Below are 14,037 nucleotides of genomic sequence, written 5' to 3'. Positions count from 1 at the left end.
TCGCGGGCGCTCAACGGGTTTCGATCAGGTCGAGGGTCAGCGCGGCGGTCCAGGCGAAGCGGTGGGCGCCGAGCCCGGTCGCGCGGTGCGGATCCGCGTACTCCCGGAATCCCGCGCGCTCGGCGACTTCGAGGTAACCGGAGCGCAGCACCTCGGCCAGCTTCGAGGCCCCGTGGGTCAGCAGGCCCCGCCGGATCAGCCAGCCGATGTTGAACCAGGCCGGACCGCGCCAGTAGCGGGCGGGGTCGAACCGCTCGTCGGTGAGGTCGAAGCTCGGCACCACGCCGAGCTCGCCCGCGCGGAACCGCGGGCCGGTCGCGGTCGCGATCAGCTCCTCGGCCACCGGGAGGTCCGGCACGACCAGCGGCACCAGCCCCGCGACGCTGCCCACCTCGGTCAGCTCGCCGGAGCGGACGTCGAACGGGTGGAACAGGCCCCCGGAGAACAGCCGCGCGACCATCGCCTCGCGCAGCCGGGCCAGCTCGGCCAGGTGCGGGGCGGCCGGGGCGCCGACCTCGTCGGCGATGCCGGCCATGGCCTCCTCGGAGGCGGCCAGCAGCGCGTTGGTCAGCGGGTCCTCGACGGCGAACTCGTGCACCTCCGGCCGGTCGGCGTAGCCGCTGTCCCGGTAGGTCTCGACCAGCCGCACGTAGCGGCCGTAGTCCTCGTCGGTTGGGCGCTGGGAGGCGTCGGCGTGGTCGAGGTCCCGGCGGCGGTAGCGGCGCATCGAAACCGGGCGCACCCGGGCCAGCGCGGGGTCCCACGCCGGGCTGTTGTCCATTCCGGACTCCCACGGGTGCACGATGGAAACCAGCCCGGCGCCGCCGAGATCGCGCCGGCAGCGCAGGTATTCGTGCCAGGCCACCAGCTTCGGGTAGAGGCGCTGCAGGAACCGCCTGCGCTGCGCGGTGTCCGGGTCGGACTGGAAGACCTCCCAGGCCGCCAGCGCGTGCACCGGGGGCTGCACGATCCCCGAGGTGGCCGCCACGCCGGGACCGGTGACCGACTTCGAGTTCCAGAACGACGGGCCGGGGAAGTAGCCCTCGTCCGGGGTCGCCGGGTCGAACACGATGTGCGGGACCCTGCCGTCGTCCCACTGCGCGCCGAACAGCGACTCCAGCTCGCGCTGCGCGCGCAGCGGGGACAGGTGCCGGGTGCCGATCGCGATGAACGCCGAATCCCAGCTCCACTGGTGCGGGTAGAGGTCCGGTGCGGGAACGGTGTTGTAGCCGCGCCAGTTGCCCAGCAGCACCCGGAGCGCCTCGGAGCGGGTGTTCACGCGGACCTCCGCAGGAAGGCCGGAACCGATGCCAGCGCCTGCTCGGGCTCGCCCCGAAGCCGGCATTCCAGGGCGAGGTAGCCGTCGTAGCCCGCGGCCTCCAGGGTGCCCAGCAGCGCCGGCCAGTCCAGGTGGCCGGTGCCCGGCTGGAAGCGGTTGGACTCGCTGACCTGCACGTGCCCGAGGTGGTCGGCGGCTGCGAGCAGCGCGGTCGCCGGATCGTCCTCCTCGATGTTCATGTGGTAGGTGTCGGCCACCACCTGCACCGATCGCAGGCCGACCTCGCGGACCAGGTCGACAGCCTGGTCGAGCCGGTTGACCATGTGGTCCTCGTAGCGGTTGAGCGGTTCGAGGTACAGCGCCACGCCCTCGGACTCGGCGTGCTCGCCGAGCTCGCGCAACCCGGCCAGCAGCACCTCGCGGTCCTGCTCGGGCGAGCGGGGCGGCTCGAACGGCGGCAGCCTGCGGGAGAACATCCCGTAGGAGGCCGGGGTCATCGCGCCGCGCCCGCCGAGCTCGGCGATCACCGACAGCTGGGACTTGAGCTGCGCGACGGCGTCGCTGCGCAGTTCTTCGTCGAAAGCGCCGAAGAAGTGCGACATCTCGACGCACACCGTCGGCATCGGCACCCCGTTGGCCGCCGCGCGGCGCAGCTCGGGCAGCCGCTCGCGGAAGGCGAACCGGCCGCGGCCGCGCAGCTCGATGGCCGAGTACCCGGCTCCGGCGGCGAACTCCCACTTGGCTTCCAGGGTGTCGCCGGGGATCAGTTGTTCCTGGCAGGCGATGCGCACGTTCACTCCTGACCGAAATCCAGCACGATCTGCAGCACGTCGGGGTCGCCCTCGTCGAGCAACCGGTAGGCCCGCTGCACCTGGGCCGGTTCGAGCAGGTGGGTGACCAGCGCGGTCGGGTCGACGTTGCCCTCGGCGCACTGGCGCAGGAAGGTCGCGTTGAGCCGGTCCTGGTCCCACCGCCCGGCGAGCTCGCGCGGCACCCCGCCGATCTGCGAGCTGACCAGCTCCACGCGGTTGTGGTGGAACTCCTCGCCGAGCCGCAGTCCGACGCCCTCGTCCTGGTAGAACCCGGCGGCCACCACCCGTCCGCCGACGTGCACGGTTCGGACGGCCTCGTGCAGCGCGCGGTAGGACCCGCTGAGGTCGATGGCGACGTCGGCGCTGCCGAGCTCGCGGATGCGCTCGCCCGCGCCCGCGCCCTCGAAGGCGTGCGCGGCGCCGAGATCGACGGCCTTGGCGCGGCGCTGCGCGATGTCGTCGACCGCGACGACCTCGGCGCCGCTGCAGCGCAGCAGCCTGGTGGCCAGCAGCCCGATCACGCCCTGGCCGAACACCGCCACGCGCTCGCCGAGGTGGACACCGGACGAGAGGACCGCGTTGAGCGCCACCGCGCCCACGCGGGCGAAGGACGCCGCGAGCGGGTCCAGTCCTTCGGGTACCGCGCGGAGCTTGGCGGCGGGCAGCACGGCTTCGCTGCGGTGCCCCCAGATTCCCCACACGGTCCGGCCCGGGGGCATCGCGGCGTCGTCGGACTCGACGACCTCGCCGACCTCCGAATAGCCCCAGCCGACCACGGGATAGGGCTGGCTGGGCGCGGATTCGGCGGTGGTGAACAGGCGCAGCTCGGGGTCCCAGGTCCGCGTCAGGTACGGGTTGGTGCCCCGGTAGGCGGTGAGCTCGGTGCCCGCGGAGATCCCGGAGTAGCGGGTGCGGACCCTGACCTGGCCCGAACCCAGCGGCTCGCCGGGGGTTTCGGCGTACTCGACCTCTCGGGGGCCGGTGAACTGGACGACCCGTGGCACGGGGTTCCCTCCAGGCGATCGGAGATTTGTCGAGCAGTTTACAGACTTATGTATTGCGGGCAAGCATAAGTTGCTGGTGTGATGTGCCCGCAACGGACGCGCAAGGGAGCGTGATCGCCAATGCGACGGGGCTTACCCCGGGTGCTGGGTGTGCTGCTGGCGGCTGTGACCGCGGCCGGACTGCTGTCGGGATGCGCGCCGCAGGCGCGCGACGACGCCCTCGTGGTGTGGAGCCTGGAGAGCCAGACCGACCGGGTCCGCACCACCGAGCGGATCGCCGCGCGCTACACCGCCGAAACCGGCGTGCCGGTGCGCGTGGTGGCCGTGGACGAGAACCAGTTCGCCCAGATGGTCATGTCCGCCGCGGCGGCCGACGACCTGCCCGACGTCATCGGCGCGCTGCCGCTGAGCGCCACCTGGCAGATGGCGGGCAACGACCTGCTCGACACCCGCGCCAACCAGGAGATCCTCGACGAGCTGGGCGCGCAGACCTTCTCCCGGCGCGCGCTGAGCCTCACCGCCCGCGGCGGGCAGCGGCTGGCGATCCCCTCCGACGCCTGGGCGCAGATCCTGGTCTACCGCAAGGACCTCTTCGCCGAGGCCGGGCTCCCGGTGCCCGACAGCTACGCCGAGATCGAGCGCGCCGCGCGGCGGCTCAACCGCGACGGCATGGCCGGCATCTCGATGTCCACCCAGGCCAACGACACCGCCACCGGCCAGGCCTTCGAAGCCCTCGCGCTGGCCAACGGTTGCCGGCTGGTCGACCGCTCCGGCCGGATCACCCTGGACAGCCCGCAGTGCCGCGAGACGTTCCGCTTCGTGCGCGAGCTGACCACCCGCTACTCCACCCCCGGTGCGCAGGACGTCGATTCCACCCGAGCGACCTACTTCGCCGGTCGCTCGGCCATGCTGGTGTGGTCGACCTTCCTGCTCGACGAGCTCGGCGGGCTGCGCGACGACGCGATGCCCGCCTGCCCGCGCTGCCAGGGCGATCCCGGATTCCTCGCCCGCAACACCGGCATCGTCGGAGCGATCCGGGGACCGCACGCCGAGGAACCCGCGCAGTACGGCGAGCTGACCTCCTGGACCGTGCCGGTCGGGGCCCAGCACGAGAGGGCCAAGGACTTCGTAAGGTTCATGATGGGCGAGCGGGGCTACCCGGACTGGCTGGGCATGGCCACCGAGGGAAAGCTGCCCGCGCGCAAGGGAACCCGCCAGGACCCCGAGCTGTTCACCCGCGCCTGGGAGATGGCCCCGGCGGGCGTGGACACCAAGCGCAGGCTCAACGAGATCTACCCGCCGGAGACGATCGCCGAGCTGCGCGACGGCGCCGACCAGTTCCGCCGGTGGGGCTTCGAGCAGCAGCAGGGCGTGCTCATCGGCGCCACGCTCGGCGAGATGCCGGTGCCGCGCGCGGTGAACTCGATGCTCAGCGGCGCCGATCCCGGCGAGGCCGCGGCCGAGGCCGCCGATGAGATCCGCTCCATCCTCACCTCGTTGAACTGACCGGACGGTGACCATGATTTCGGCTTCCGCGAAACGGCGGACCCTGAGAGCGCGGGAGAACCGCGACGGACTGGTGCTGCTCGCGCCCACGCTGCTGGTGGTGCTGGCGGTGGTGGTGCTGCCGATCCTGTGGACGGTGGTGCTCGCCTTCCAGCGCATCCGGCTGATCGACATCCAGCGCACCGGCCTGTTCGAGGCCTACACGCTGCGCAACTTCGCGGTGGTGCTCGGCTCGCCCGGGTTCTGGAGCTCGCTGTGGACCACCGCGGCCTACGCCGTCGGCGGCACCGTGCTGTCGCTGGCGCTCGGGCTCGTCGCCGCCCTCGCGCTGCGCAAGCCCTTCCGCGGCCGGGCGCTGCTGCGCGGCGCGATGCTGCTGCCCTACGTCGCACCGGTGGTGGCGGTGGCCTTCGTGTGGGAGGTGATGCTCAGCCCGCAGTACGGCATCGTCAACGACTGGGGCGTGCGGCTGCTGGGCTGGGACGAGCCGATCGCCTTCCTCACCGACCGGCAGGCCGAGCTCTCGGTGCTGGGCCTGCAGATCCCGATCCCGGTGGCGCTGCTGACCGTGATCGTCTTCGAGGGCTGGCGCTACTTCCCGTTCGCCTTCCTGTTCCTGCTGGCCCGCATCCAGGCCGTCCCGCACGACCTGGAGGAGGCCGCGGTCGTCGACGGCGCGGCCCCGACCCAGCGGTTCCGACACATCATCTGGCCGCAGCTGGCCCCGGTGCTCGGGTTGCTGGCGATGCTGCGGTTCGTCATGAACTTCAACAAGTTCGACGACGTCTACCTGCTCACCGGCGGCGGCGCGGGCACCGACGTGGCCAGCGTGCGCGTCTACGACTTCCTGACCGCGCGCTTCGACGTGGGCGCGGCCTCGGCCCAAGCGCTCGTGCTGGCCGCGGTGCTGCTGGTGTTCCTGGCGGTGTACCTGAAGTTCTTCGCCCCGGCGGGCGAAGGCGAGGAGCGGTGATGACGCGCATCGGATTCGAGAACCGCCTCTTCGGCGCGCTGCGCTGGGTGGTGCTGGCGGGACTGGCGATCGCCACCCTGTTCCCCTTCTACTACATGCTGCTGCTGTCGGTGCGCCCCGTGGAGCAGCTGCTGCAGGACCCGGGCGCGCTGTGGGTGGGCCTCTCGGAGTGGACCGCCGAGACCTACGCGGAGGTGCTGCGCCCGGAGGACGACGACGGCCAGGGCATGCTGGCGCTGCTGGGCAACTCCGCGCTGGTCTCGCTGGGCACCGTGGTGCTCACGCTGCTGGTGTCGATCCCCGGGGCCTACGCGGTGAGCAGGCTGCGCTTCTTCGGCCGGGACAAGGTGCACTTCCTGTTCCTGGCGGTCTACATGTTCCCGGCGATCCTGCTGGCCGTGCCGCTGTTCGTCGGGTTCACCCGGATCGGCCTGCGCGGTTCGCTGGTCGGCCTGGCCATCGTCTACATCGCCCAGACCGTGCCGGTGTCGATCTACATGCTGCGCAACTACCTGTCCACGGTCCCGGACTCCATCGAGGAGGCCGCGGCGATCGACGGGTGCGGCCGCTGGCAGACCATGTGGCGGGTGACCATGCCGCTGGCAGCGCCCGCGCTGCTGGCCAACGGGCTGTACGTGTTCATGATCGCCTGGAACGAGTTCCTGTTCGCGCTGCTGTTCCTGGTCGGCGACCGGGACCGGTGGACCGTCTCGCTGGGGCTGGCGCAGCTCGCCGGTGGTATCGAGGTTCCCAAGACGGTTCTCATGGCAGGATCGGTGGTGCTTACCATCCCGATCGTCGTGCTGTTCTACGCAGCCGAACGGATGTTGACCGAAGGGCTCACAAGCGGTGCCGACAAGGGCTGAGGACCTCACCAGCGCGGGACAGCTGCTGTGGCTGGTGCGCACCGGGCGCGCTCGCACCCGGGCCGAGCTGCAGCGGGTCACCGGGCTGTCGCGGTCGACCGTCGGCCAGCGCCTGGACGCGCTGCTGGCGCACGGGTTCCTCCGGTCCGCCGGGGTGGAGGAGTCCACCGGCGGCAGGCCGCGGGTGCGGCTGGACTTCAACCACGAGCACGGCCTGGTGCTGGTCGCCGACCTCGGCGCCACGCACTCGCGCGCCGCGCTGTTCGACCTGGCGGGCGAGACCCTGGCCGAGACCGCGGGCGACGCGGCGATCGGCGACGGACCGGAGGTCGTGCTCGACCGCATCGACGAGCAGTTCCGCGAGCTGCTCGCCGAAGCCGGCCGCGGGCCCGAGGAGGTGCGCGGCGTCGGTCTGGGCGTGCCCGGTCCCGTGGAGTTCGGCACCGGCGCGGTCCGGCAGCCGCCGATCATGCCCGGGTGGGACGGGTACCCGATCATCGAGCACCTCCGGGCCCGCTGGGACGTGCCGGTGCTGGTGGACAACGACGCCAACGTGATGGCCTTCGGCGAGCACCACCACGCCTTCCCGGAGTGCCCGTCGCTGGTGCTGGTCAAGGCCTCGACCGGGATCGGTGCGGGCGTGGTCGTCGACGGCCGGGTCTACCGGGGCATCGACGGGGGAGCTGGCGACCTGGGCCACGTCCGCGTGGCGGGCGCCGAGGACGCCCGCTGCATGTGCGGGTCGGTGGGCTGCCTGGCCGCAGCGGCCAGCGGCTCGGCGCTGGCCCGCCGCCTCGACGCGGCCGGCGTGCCCACCAGCACCAGCCGGGAGTTCGCCCAGCGCGTCGCCGAGGGCAGGCCCGAGGCGCAGCGCTTGGCGCGCGAGGCGGGCCAGCTCATCGGCGAGGTGTTGAGCACCGTGGTCTGCCTGATCAACCCGCAGGTCCTGGTGCTGGCGGGAGACCTCGCCGACGCGCAGTTCGTCACCGGCGTCCGCGAGGTGCTCTACCAGCGGGCCCTTCCGAGGGCGACCCGGAACCTGCTGGTCACCACCAGCGAACTGGGCGCCCGCGCCGGGATACTGGGCGTTCACGCCATGGTCGTCGAGTCGGTGTACTCGCCCGCCTCGGTCGACGAGGCCCTGCGGAGCTGACGGCTCGCTCCCGCGGTCGGTCGCTCAATCGGCGGCCGGGATGCCGAAGTCGGGCGTGCCGTCGGGGTTCCAGCGCAGCCGCTGGATCCGGGTGTGGCGGTTGGGATCCAGCAGCGGATCGCCTTCGACCTGCTCGTACGGGCGGGCGTGGTAGACGAGGACGTCGGACGAGCCGTCCTCGGCGACCGTGAAGCTGTTGTGCCCGGGGCCGTACTGGCTGGTGAGCTCGCTGCTGGCGAAGACCGGTTCGGTCGACTTCTCCCACGACGCCGGGTCCATCAGGTCCGCCTCGGCCGGTGCGGTGAGCAAGCCGAGGCAGTAGTTGGCGTCGGTGGCGCTGGCCGAGTAGGTCAGCAGCACCCGCCCGTTGCGCACGATCACCGCGGGTGCCTCGTTGACCGCGTGCCCGCGGCGCTCCCACTCGAAGGTCGGCTGCGACAGCAGCACCGCGGGCGCTGCCGGCGTGAGCGGGTCGGCCAGCGGCGCCAGGTAGATGTTGGTGTTGCTGTCGATCCGGCGGTCGTGCTGCGCCCAGACCAGGTAGCGGATGCCCCGGTGGGCGAAGGTGGTGGCGTCCAGCGAGAACGACGACCAGCCGGTGTCGATCGGGCCCCGCTCCACCCACCGCCCGGAGAGCGGGTCGGGGGAGGAGTTGACCAGCGCGTACATCCGAATCCGCCAGAGGTCCCCGCCGTCCCCGGCGGCGAAGTAGACGTACCAGCGCCCGTCGACGCGGTGGATCTCCGGGGCGAAGATCTGCGAGCTCAGCTCGCCGCTGTCATGGCTGCGCCACAGCACGTGCTCGCGCGCGGTGCGCAGGCCCTGCAGCGTGGTGGACCGGCGCAGCACGATCCGGTCGGACTCGGGGACCGTGGCGGTGAAGTAGTAGTACCCGTCGGAGTGCCGGAGGACGTGCGGGTCTGCGCGCCGCCGCGCGATCGGGTTGGCGTACTCCGCCGCGGCGGCCGGGCCGCCCGCGGCCAACGCCGCACCGGCGAGCAGGATCCCGCTCAGAACCCCGCGCCGACCCATCGCACCCGAACGCTTCGCCGGACCATCGCCGACCACGATACGCCGCTCCTCCTCGTCGCACCGGCGCTTGCGCGTCCACAGTGTCCGGAAGGGGAGCGGTGCGGCGGCCATTTCCGCAGTTCGGCGTTGCGTTCGAAGCCGCCGAGCGGCGGCCGCACGGTGGCCGGGCGGTGAACCTCGCCGCCCGGCCACCGTGCGAGCTGCTAGTCGTCGAGGTCGTGGTCCTCGTCCTGGTCGAACTCGACGACCTGGCCGCCGCGCGCGTCGACCTGCACCTCGTACTCGGCAGCGCCCCGGCGCAGGTCGACCTCCCACTCCAGGCCGTAGCAGCGGTCGAGGTCGATCCCGGTCACGTCGGCTCCGGGGACCTCGCCCAGCGCGATCCGCTCGGCCCGCTCCGCGCGGATCGGCGGATCCTCGGTCGAGCAGTGCTCCGGCCACGGGTCGTCGTGCTCGTAGCGCGGCCCGGTGGGGATCTGGTCGGGGGCCGGATCGGTGCGGTGGCCGATCTCGGCGGCGGGAACCGGATCGGAATCCCGATCACCGGCGAACGCCACCGCCGTGCCGCCCAGCGCCAGCAGGCCCCCGGTCAGCCCGACCGCCACGAGCACCTTCTTGTTGCCCATCACCGCATGCCCTTCCGTCGTGGTTCGCGACTCGGCGTCGCCGTCGACCACGACGGTGCCAACGCCCCGGCTAACCCGGCGCTATTCGAAGGCTAAGGAAACGCTAAGAGGGAATCACGCCGCTCGCCCCAGCTCGACGATCACCCTGGCGCCTCCGCCGGGAGCCCGGTCCAGGCGCACGCCGCCACCCGAGTCGGTCGCCGCGCGCCGCGCGATGTCGAGCCCGAGCCCGGTCGAACCGCTGCCGCTGGCACCGCGGGACAGCGGGCCGGTGTCCGAGGCGGGGAAGCCGGGCCCGTCGTCGTCGACCACCAGCCGCACCACGTCGTCGCCCGGCGCGAGCGAAACGGCCATGCCCACGCCGTCCTCGGTGTGCGCGAAGACGTTGCCGAGCAGCGCGTCCGCGCAGGCGCCGAGGTCCGCCTCGCTGATCGCCACCCACAGCGGCCCCTCGGCGAGGACGGTGCGCAGCTCGCGCTCGGTGTCCTCGGCCAGCACCGACCAGAACGCCACCCGCTCGGCGACCACGCTGGCCGCGTCGCAGCGCAGGGCAACCTCACCGGTGGTGGTGCTGCTGCGCCGCTCGGCCTCGTCGATGATCCGGGTGACCGCCCGCTGCAGCGTCTCGACGTGCCCGGTGATCCGCTGCGACTCCGCCGGATCGGACAGCGCCTCGGCGTCGAGCCGCAGCGACATCAGCGGCGTGCGCAGGCGGTGCGAGAGGTCCGCCGAGCGCTCGCGCTCCTCGGCCAGCAGTTCGCGGATCCGCCCGGCCAGGTGGTTGAGCGCGGTGCCGACCTCGCGCATCTCGCGCGGGGCCGCCACGCCGGCGCGCGCGTCCAGCTCACCGCCGGCCAGGCGGTGCGACACCTCGGCCAGCTCGCTGGTCTGCCGCACGAGACCGCGCGCCATGCGATCGGCGACGAACAGGCTCAGCGCGCACAGCGCCACGCCCAGACCGGCCAGCAGCAGCCACGCGCGGTGCACCCCGCGCATGAGCTCGCGCTCGCTGACCTCGGTGCGGATCACCGCTTGGCCCCCGGCGGCATCGCCCACCGACACGACGACCTCGGCCCCGTCGCGGGTGTCCACCGTCAGGCTGCGGCCCCGCTCGGCCAGCCGCACCGCCGGGGTCCGCCGCGCCGGAGCGCCGAGCCGGGTGCCGTCGCTGCGGAAGACGGTCACCGGGAACCGCCCGTCGGCGTTGGCCTGCTGGACGCTGAGGCCGAGCACCTGCGGGTCGGCGGTCGACACGACCGCGGTCAGCGACTGGGCCTGCACCGTGGCGGTGTTGATCGCGCGGTCGAACGCCACGGTCCGCGCCAGCAGCGCCAGCGGGATCAGGAAGGCCACCACGACCAGCACGGTGGTCGCGGTGACCAGGACCGCGATCCGCCTGCGCATCAGGCGTCCGCCTCGTCGCCGGGATCGCCCAGGCGCACGCCCACCCGGCGCACGGTGTGCAGGTAGCGCGCGGTCTTGGCGGTCTCGCCGAGCTTCCGCCGCAACCAGGACAGGTGCACGTCGACGGTCTTGTCCGTTCCGCCGTAGGGCAGCTGCCAGACCTCGGTGAGCAGTTCCCGCTTGCTGACCACCTGGCCGGGGCGCAGCGCGAGGTAGTGCAGCACGTCGAACTCGCGCGGGGTCAGGTCGAGCTCCGCGCCGTCGAGCGCGGCCGTCCGGGAGGCGGGGTCGATGCGCAGCCCGCCCACCTCGATGACCTCCGGCGCGGAGCGCTCGCCGCTGCGCCGCAGCACGGCGCGCACGCGCGCGTCGAGCTGACCGGCCCCGAAGGGCTTGACGACGTAGTCGTCCGCGCCCATGTCGAGCACCCGCACGATCTCGTCCTCGGCGCTCCTGGCGGTGGCCACGACCACCGGGACGCGGCTGACCGAGCGGAGCATGCGCAGCATCTCGCGCCCGTCGAGGTCCGGCAGCCCGATGTCGAGCACCACCACGTCCGGTTTGCGCGCCACCACCTGGTTGAGCCCGTCCATGGCGGTGGCCGCCGAGGTGACCGCGTGCCCCAGTTCGTGCAAGGCCCTGCTCAACGAGCCGCGAATGGTGGCATCGTCTTCGACCAACAACACGTGCGCCACGTGCTGCACGGTAGCCCGTGCGAGTTCGTCGGACGGCTTGGCATAGTGGGAGCCATGGCCGTCCCGCACCGCACCGCGCGCATCGCCCTGGCGGTGCTGGGCTGGTTGGCCGCCGCCTGCGTCGCGGTGGCCGTGGGCCTGGTCGCGGTTTCCGCCCTCGGGCGGGGCGTTCTCGCCTCGGGCCCGCCGTTGACCGAACCGGCCGAGGTCGAAGCCGAACTGGCCCGGCCCGCCTCACCGGCCCCGGCCGATCCCGCCCCGGAGTCGCCGGCGACCGACCGGCCGCCGGCGCGCGACGTGGAACGCACTCCCGGCGGCTCGGTGGTGACCGGCTGCGACGAATCGGGGCGGGCGGTCCTGCTGTCCTGGAGCCCGGCGCAGGGATTCCGCGTGGACGACGTCGACGACGTCCCGGAGAGCGAGGCGGAGCTCACCTTCGAGTCCCGCGACGCGACCGTGGACGTCTCGGTGAGCTGCACCGACGGCAACCCCGTCGCCAAGGTGGAGGTCGACTAGCTAGTCGGTCGTCCGGAAGGCCGCGTCGAAGGACTGCGCCGGGGGCTCGATGGCCGCGAGACCGCGGACGAACCGCAGGGCGTCCGGGGCGCCTTGCAGGCGGTCCATCCCCGCGTCCTCCCACTCCACCGAGATCGGGCCCTCGTAACCGATGGAGTTGAGCATCCGGAAGATCGGTTCCCACGGCACGTCGCCGTGGCCGGTCGAGACGAAGTCCCAGCCGCGGCGCGGGTCGGCCCACGGCAGGTGCGAGCCGAGACGTCCGTTGCGGCCGTTGAACCGGGTGACCGACTCCTTGCAGTCGACGTGGTAGATGCGGTCGCGGTAGTCCCACAGGAAGGTCAGCGGGTCCAGGTCCTGCCAGATGAAGTGGCTCGGGTCGAAGTTCAGGCCGAACGCCTCGCGGTGGCCGACGGCTTCCAGCGCCCGCTGCGTCGTCCAGTAGTCGTAGGCGATCTCGCTGGGGTGGACCTCGTGGGCGAAGCGCACGCCCTGCTCGTCGAACACGTCGAGGATCGGGTTCCAGCGCGCGGCGAAGTCGGCGTACCCGCGCTCGATCATCTCCGGCGGGACCGGCGGGAACATCGCCACGGTGTGCCAGATCGAGGAACCGGTGAAGCCGACCACCGTGGACACCCCGAGCTTCCGCGCGGCCCTCGCGGTGTTCTTCAGGTCCTCGGCGGCGCGGGCGCGCACGCCTTCGGGTTCGCCGTCGCCCCAGATCCGCTTCGGCAGGATGTTGCGGTGCCGCTCGTCGATCGGATGATCGCAGGTCGCCTGACCGACCAGGTGGTTGGAGATCGTCCAGACCTGCAGGCCGTAGCGGTCCAGGATCTCCCGCCTGCCCGCGACGTAGTCGTCCTCGCTCACCGCGCGGTCGACCTCGAAGTGGTCTCCCTGGCACCCGATCTCGAGCCCGTCGTAGCCCCACTCCGAGGCCAGCCGGCAGACCTCCTCGAAGGGCAGGTCGGCCCACTGCCCGGTGAACAACGTGACCGGTTTCGGCATCGCGCTCTCCTCACTGCTGTTGTTCGGCAACGGTGGTCCAACGACCCTCGGCGGCGGCGCTGCGCTCGACGGCGTCGAGCACCAGCTGCACCGAGAGGCCGTCGTCGAACGACGGTCGCGGCTGCTCGCCCGCGGCCAGCGAGCGGACCAGGTCGGCGACCTCGTGGGTGAAGCTGTGCTCGTAGCCCAAGCCGTGGCCCGGCGGCCACCAGGCCTCCAGGTACGGGTGGTCGGGTTCGGTGGCCAGCACGCGGCGGAAACCGGCGGTGCTCGGGTCCTCGCCGGCGTCGTGGAACTCCAGCTCGTTGAGCCGTTCCAGGTCGAACGCGAGGCTGCCGCGGGAACCGTTGATCTCGATGCGCAGCGCGTTCTTGCGGCCGGTGGCCATCCGCGTCGCCTCGAACGCGGCGAGCCCGCCGCCGGAGAGCCGGGCGGTGAACAGCGCCGCGTCGTCGACGGTCACCTCGCCCTCGCCGGAGCCGTCCGCCAGCGGGCGGTGACGCACGAAGGTCTCGGTGGTGCCCGACACCCCGACGATCCGCTCACCGGTGAGGAACTGGGCGAGGTCGACGACGTGCGCGCCGATGTCGCCGAGCGCGCCGGAGCCCGCCTGGTCCCTGTCCAGGCGCCACACCAGCGGGAACTCGGGATCGGTGAGGAAGTCCTGGAGGTACTGGGCGCGCACGTGGCGCACCTGGCCGATGCGGCCCCGCGCGACCAACCGGCGGGCCAGCGCCGTCGCGGGCAGCCTGCGGTAGTTGAACCCGACCATCGCGAACGCGCCGCGCTCGGCCGCGCGCGCCGCCGCGGCGGCCATGTCGCGCGCCTCCTCGACGCCGTTGGCCAGAGGTTTCTCGCACAGCACGTGCTTGCCCGCCTCCAGCGCGGCGATCGCGATCTCGGCGTGCGCGGAACCGGGCACGCAGATGTCGATCAGCTGCACGTCCGGATCGCCGAGCAGTTCTCGCCAGTCGGTTCCCGCGGTTCGCCAGCCCAGGGTGCCGGCCGCCGCGGCGACCCGGCTCGCATCGCGTCCGACCAGCGCGTTCATCCCGATCTCCACCGGCAGCTCGAAGAACCGGCCGGCGCTGCGCCAGGCGTGCGAGTGCGCCCTGCCCATGAACGAGTGGCCGATCATCCCCACGCCGAGGACGGGTTCGGTC

14 protein-coding genes are annotated in these 14,037 nt (G+C 72.5%); 5 read left to right on the top strand and 9 right to left on the bottom strand.

Going from position 1 to position 14,037, the window contains the following annotated elements:
- Nucleotides 1-10: 10 nt before the first annotated feature.
- The 3 genes from ACFQRI_RS19060 to ACFQRI_RS19050 are packed head-to-tail and all read right to left on the bottom strand — an operon-like array spanning nt 11 to nt 3,095.
- Nucleotides 11-1,279, bottom strand: a complete 1,269-nt coding sequence (locus ACFQRI_RS19060; protein ID WP_380670471.1) for an MGH1-like glycoside hydrolase domain-containing protein — start codon at nt 1,277-1,279, stop codon at nt 11-13.
- Nucleotides 1,276-2,070 carry a sugar phosphate isomerase/epimerase family protein gene (locus ACFQRI_RS19055; RefSeq protein WP_380670469.1) on the bottom strand — a complete coding sequence of 265 codons (795 nt, stop codon included), beginning with the start codon at nt 2,068-2,070 and terminating at the stop codon, nt 1,276-1,278. Before ACFQRI_RS19055 ends, ACFQRI_RS19060 begins: the two co-directional genes overlap by 4 nt.
- 2 nt (nt 2,071-2,072) lie before the next feature.
- Nucleotides 2,073-3,095 (bottom strand): zinc-dependent alcohol dehydrogenase, encoded by a 1,023-nt coding sequence (locus ACFQRI_RS19050; RefSeq protein WP_380670467.1) that lies wholly within the window; start codon nt 3,093-3,095, stop codon nt 2,073-2,075.
- A 120-nt stretch (nt 3,096-3,215) separates the two neighbouring features.
- On the opposite strand from ACFQRI_RS19050, the gene ACFQRI_RS19045 reads away from it, so the two are divergent.
- Genes ACFQRI_RS19045 through ACFQRI_RS19030 form a run of 4 tightly spaced genes read left to right on the top strand, consistent with a single transcriptional unit; the run spans nt 3,216 to nt 7,593 of the window.
- A complete protein-coding gene (locus ACFQRI_RS19045; protein ID WP_380670465.1) occupies nt 3,216-4,601 on the top strand; it encodes an ABC transporter substrate-binding protein in 1,386 nt (461 codons plus the stop codon).
- A gap of 13 nt (nt 4,602-4,614) precedes the next feature.
- Complete coding sequence (locus tag ACFQRI_RS19040) at nt 4,615-5,574, top strand: carbohydrate ABC transporter permease (RefSeq protein WP_380670463.1); 960 nt, start codon at nt 4,615-4,617, stop codon at nt 5,572-5,574.
- Complete coding sequence (locus ACFQRI_RS19035) at nt 5,574-6,440, top strand: carbohydrate ABC transporter permease (RefSeq protein ID WP_380670461.1); 867 nt, start codon at nt 5,574-5,576, stop codon at nt 6,438-6,440. Before ACFQRI_RS19040 ends, ACFQRI_RS19035 begins: the two co-directional genes overlap by 1 nt.
- Nucleotides 6,424-7,593, top strand: a complete 1,170-nt coding sequence (locus ACFQRI_RS19030) for an ROK family transcriptional regulator (protein ID WP_380670459.1) — start codon at nt 6,424-6,426, stop codon at nt 7,591-7,593. The genes ACFQRI_RS19035 and ACFQRI_RS19030 overlap by 17 nt, the downstream gene beginning before the upstream one ends.
- Before the next feature lie 24 nt (nt 7,594-7,617).
- Here the strand turns inward: ACFQRI_RS19030 and ACFQRI_RS19025 are convergent, their stop codons facing one another.
- The 4 genes from ACFQRI_RS19025 to ACFQRI_RS19010 all read right to left on the bottom strand — a co-directional run bounded on the left by ACFQRI_RS19025 (nt 7,618) and on the right by ACFQRI_RS19010 (nt 11,350).
- The gene (locus ACFQRI_RS19025; protein ID WP_380670457.1) at nt 7,618-8,661 is read right to left on the bottom strand and encodes a glycoside hydrolase family 43 protein; all 1,044 of its coding nucleotides are present in this window, start codon (nt 8,659-8,661) and stop codon (nt 7,618-7,620) included.
- 167 nt (nt 8,662-8,828) lie between these two features.
- Nucleotides 8,829-9,251 (bottom strand): PepSY domain-containing protein, encoded by a 423-nt coding sequence (locus ACFQRI_RS19020; RefSeq protein WP_380670455.1) that lies wholly within the window; start codon nt 9,249-9,251, stop codon nt 8,829-8,831.
- 114 nt (nt 9,252-9,365) lie between these two features.
- Nucleotides 9,366-10,655 (bottom strand): sensor histidine kinase, encoded by a 1,290-nt coding sequence (locus tag ACFQRI_RS19015; RefSeq protein WP_380670453.1) that lies wholly within the window; start codon nt 10,653-10,655, stop codon nt 9,366-9,368.
- Nucleotides 10,655-11,350, bottom strand: coding sequence for a response regulator transcription factor (locus tag ACFQRI_RS19010; protein ID WP_380670451.1), 696 nt, complete (start codon nt 11,348-11,350; stop codon nt 10,655-10,657). Before ACFQRI_RS19010 ends, ACFQRI_RS19015 begins: the two co-directional genes overlap by 1 nt.
- Before the next feature lie 54 nt (nt 11,351-11,404).
- Here ACFQRI_RS19010 and ACFQRI_RS19005 point away from each other — a divergent pair, with 54 nt between their 5' ends.
- Nucleotides 11,405-11,866 carry a hypothetical protein gene (locus tag ACFQRI_RS19005; protein WP_380670449.1) on the top strand — a complete coding sequence of 154 codons (462 nt, stop codon included), beginning with the start codon at nt 11,405-11,407 and terminating at the stop codon, nt 11,864-11,866.
- Here the strand turns inward: ACFQRI_RS19005 and ACFQRI_RS19000 are convergent, their stop codons facing one another.
- Complete coding sequence (locus ACFQRI_RS19000; protein WP_380670447.1) at nt 11,867-12,874, bottom strand: sugar phosphate isomerase/epimerase family protein; 1,008 nt, start codon at nt 12,872-12,874, stop codon at nt 11,867-11,869.
- A 10-nt stretch (nt 12,875-12,884) separates the two neighbouring features.
- Nucleotides 12,885-14,012: a Gfo/Idh/MocA family protein gene (locus ACFQRI_RS18995; protein ID WP_380670705.1), complete on the bottom strand. Its 1,128-nt coding sequence runs from the start codon at nt 14,010-14,012 to the stop codon at nt 12,885-12,887.
- Between the last annotated feature and the right edge of the window lie 25 nt (nt 14,013-14,037).

Source organism: Saccharopolyspora griseoalba (assembly GCF_042665275.1).
Taxonomy (GTDB): Bacteria; Actinomycetota; Actinomycetes; order Mycobacteriales; family Pseudonocardiaceae; genus Saccharopolyspora; species Saccharopolyspora griseoalba.
This window is presented reverse-complemented; position numbering and strand designations above follow the sequence as displayed.

Excerpts from the sequence above, each read along its gene's own strand:
- ACFQRI_RS19045 (WP_380670465.1), top strand. The coding sequence starts at position 3,216 with ATGCGACGGGGCTTACCCCGGGTGCTGGGTGTGCTGCTGGCGGCTGTG.
- ACFQRI_RS19015 (WP_380670453.1), bottom strand. The coding sequence starts at position 10,655 with ATGCGCAGGCGGATCGCGGTCCTGGTCACCGCGACCACCGTGCTGGTC.
- ACFQRI_RS19035 (WP_380670461.1), top strand. The coding sequence starts at position 5,574 with ATGACGCGCATCGGATTCGAGAACCGCCTCTTCGGCGCGCTGCGCTGG.
- ACFQRI_RS18995 (WP_380670705.1), bottom strand. The coding sequence starts at position 14,012 with ATGATCGGCCACTCGTTCATGGGCAGGGCGCACTCGCACGCCTGGCGC.
- ACFQRI_RS19000 (WP_380670447.1), bottom strand. The coding sequence starts at position 12,874 with ATGCCGAAACCGGTCACGTTGTTCACCGGGCAGTGGGCCGACCTGCCC.
- ACFQRI_RS19005 (WP_380670449.1), top strand. The coding sequence starts at position 11,405 with ATGGCCGTCCCGCACCGCACCGCGCGCATCGCCCTGGCGGTGCTGGGC.
- ACFQRI_RS19040 (WP_380670463.1), top strand. The coding sequence starts at position 4,615 with ATGATTTCGGCTTCCGCGAAACGGCGGACCCTGAGAGCGCGGGAGAAC.
- ACFQRI_RS19020 (WP_380670455.1), bottom strand. The coding sequence starts at position 9,251 with ATGGGCAACAAGAAGGTGCTCGTGGCGGTCGGGCTGACCGGGGGCCTG.